The organism is Mycetohabitans sp. B2, from assembly GCF_021733735.1.
Lineage (GTDB): Bacteria > Pseudomonadota > Gammaproteobacteria > Burkholderiales > Burkholderiaceae > Mycetohabitans > Mycetohabitans rhizoxinica.
In genome coordinates, this window is the sequence record NZ_JAHKSP010000051.1 from 1 (window position 1) to 3,049 (window position 3,049).

At 53.6% G+C, this 3,049-nt stretch carries 1 protein-coding gene and 2 pseudogenes; 1 reads left to right on the forward strand and 2 read right to left on the reverse strand.

The features are described from left to right. Nucleotides 1-380, forward strand: a pseudogene (locus KPG66_RS13420) (hypothetical protein); the annotation flags it as partial. 778 nt (nt 381-1,158) lie between these two features. Here the strand turns inward: KPG66_RS13420 and KPG66_RS13425 are convergent. Next, entirely contained in the window at nt 1,159-2,292 is a 1,134-nt protein-coding gene (locus tag KPG66_RS13425; protein WP_237071160.1) for a S53 family peptidase, read from the reverse strand. Nucleotides 2,293-2,633: 341 nt separating this feature from the next. Beyond that, nucleotides 2,634-3,049: pseudogene (locus KPG66_RS13430) on the reverse strand (hypothetical protein); the annotation flags it as partial.

Below are 3,049 nucleotides of genomic sequence, written 5' to 3' on the forward strand. Positions count from 1 at the left end.
TGGAGAAGGCGCACATCACCGCCAACATTGAAACGGCAAAGGTGAACGCCGCCGACCGCGCTAATGCTCGGCAGAGGGCCTTGACTGCAGAAGATCGCACCCCACGTAACCTCGCTTATCTATATACAGGTGCCTTATTTTTGTTGATTAGCGCGCACTTCTGTTTGTTGTTTTTTCACATAGAGGTCAAAGAGTTTGCTTTTGGCGTGCTTGGCAATATTGAGGGCGTACTGATTGTGATGGTCTTGAGCGCAAGGGAATTCTTCCTCGGTTCGTCTTCAATGGCGAAAAAGCAGGACGCCGTGATTACCAGCTTCGCGACCGATCCGGACACTTATGCTGCGACTCAAGCGCTCAATCCTATGGTGGACAGCAAATAAACAGCATTGCCAATTGCCATTATCAGAAAAGGACAAACCATGAAGATTTTTGGATAAGTTTGAGTGGTCGATACACCAGTTTACCCAGAAAATAACAAAATAGAATATTCAGTCGGCATTCGTACCGCTGAGCTATACATGTGATCTGCAGCAGTTCGCGTCCTGCTCATAAAGCGGGTGTAGACAAGGGTGACATTGTAACCTTAAATGCGGTTTAATAGGTTCGTGTTCCTCAACCGTCTCATGTTCAGTCTGGAGGCTTAACTTGGCGTAATCGCTTCGCCACAAACCTTGTTTTCCACGGACTACATCACCTTGCCGGTGTCGGCAAATCACCGTCGTTTCGGCTCACTTCCTCTCGAGGTAGACAAAGAGCATGCCCCGGGACTACAAATTCCGCTTCTCCGAGTGCCGCATCCGCCCAGGCGCGGAATTGCCGGTTCACCACGTTTTCCGCGATCGGCAGTGCGTGCTTGCTGTCCGTGGTCTAAACGAACTTGCCCTTCCAACTTGCGCGCAAGCGCGTACGTGCCCGGTAGCGCTCAATGCGCAACCTTTGGTCTCGCAGCGCGTACCTTACTGAGCGGCTGCCATAGCTGCTGCCGCTGGCACGAACGCCGTGTTCACTTAGACCTGTTGCTGCACACGGGCGACACTAGGCTCGGCATCGCCGATGCGCGTAATGGCCAGAGCGGCTCACCTGCAGCATCCAACAAGTGTGACCGACTGATATAGCCTTCAAACCTCCCCCGCACCGGGCTTGGCACTCGACTGACGTTTAGTTTTGCAGAGCAGCCGCCAGTCCGGGTCCATTAATGGAGCCAAGGCCAGTCGCCTCCTCCCAACCAGGCCGCGCCGGCGCGCCATTACTTCCAAGCAAGATATCGCGGAACGCTGTCTTATGCGCCGTATAGAGCTTGCGCTGGAGAACGCTTTGGCTGATCGGTCCGGGCAAGGTTGAAAGGATGGCCGCAACATAGCCGGCAGTCAGTGGGGCTGACGCCGAAGTCCCTCCGACAATCTGCCATTGTCCATTGGCGACGATTGCATAGCCCGACTCGGGGTCGGCGTTGGCTGAACTGTCAGGGCTGCCACGATGCTCGCTGTGGACAACGCCCACTTGGTAGTCTGGCAGCGGTTGACACGGATCAAATCCACCGCCCCCTCCCTCACCGGCGGCATTGCCATCGCCCCACGCTAATTCCTGCGCGATCGAGCCATCCGCTTGGAGCACCAGGCGGGTTCCGCCCACACCCCAGACGTTGGGATCGCAGCAGGGATCATCAGGTGTGCGAGCGTTTGTCGTATCATTAAGACTATTGTCGCCTGACGCGGCGAAGACATGGACATTTTGCACCGCTGCCTGCTTGCAGGCCTCCTTGCGAGCGGCAACAGCCTCCATCGTCTGGAGATTAGCGGGCGACCCCCAGGAAATCGAGATGACCTCGCAACCGGCCGCGACAAGCGCGTTGATCGCATTGGGCATGCCGGCTTCGTTATTGGGCTCGAACTGCATCAAGAGGGTCGCGGCCGTCCCGGTCGCGTAAGCCCAGGCCGCGCCAGCAATTTCGATGTCCAGCATGTTCTCGACTGTCGGACGGCGCTTCAGCACTTGTGGTCCTGCCGTACTTACAACTGGCTGAGGCAACCCATAGCCGGTAAAGGCTTTGCTCATGTCTGAAGGACAATAGTGTCCACCAAACGAAGCAATTCCCAACTTCACCGGGCGTACTGGCTGGACTTTGGCAAACTGGTATGCTTGGCAAACCTGCGCCGGCGTCAGTCCCCCTGGCCGGATATTTGCCAAATCGTCAAAGTACGGCTTCTTCCGCATTTCGAGATAACTTTGCATATGACCATCCTGTTTGAGATAGCTTTGCATATGGCTTTGCTGTTTGAGATAGCTGTGCATGTCACTTTCTCCCGATCTCTAATAGGTGGAGCCCAATGATTCCCCGATAAGCGGCTTTTCTGCCCTTGGCGATTGAAGCATTGGAGTTGGTGAGTCCCAACACGCGAGCACTGAGCAACGGAGGGCGTTTACGCCCATCAGTCAAAATATGCCAGAAACTCATGAGTTTCTCCTTCAACAAAGAACTTGCAAAATAAATCGAGGAAATATAAAAAATCCCTCAAGAATGAGAATGCAAATATTTTTATAATTTTTCTTTTAGGCAGATCAACGCCTTATCCTAACTGATATTGTTATAGGTTTTATGAAAATGAATTTGTTGATCATAAACATAAAACATTCTAGGGTTTGCCTTTGGCTAAAGACGGCAATGTCGCCCCGGTGCGCGTTACCATAGGATTGAGCGCTTGAGTCGCAGCATAAGTGTCCGGATCGGTCGCGAAGCTGGTAATCACGGCGGCCTGCTTTTTCGCCGTGGATGACGAGCCGAGAAAGAACTCCTTGGCGCCCAAGACCATTGATATGAGCACGCCCTCAATATTGCCAAGCACGCCAAAGGCGAGCGGTTCAACCGTTATACGGGAAAATAATAGCCAGAAGTGTGCGCCAATTACCAAAAACAGGGCACCTGTATATAGATAAGCGAGGTTACTCGGGGTACAGTCTTGTGCAGTTAGTGCCCTCTGCCGAGCATTGGCGCGGTCGGCGGCGTTCACCTTTGCCGTTTCAATGTTGGCGGTGATGTGCGCCTTCTCCA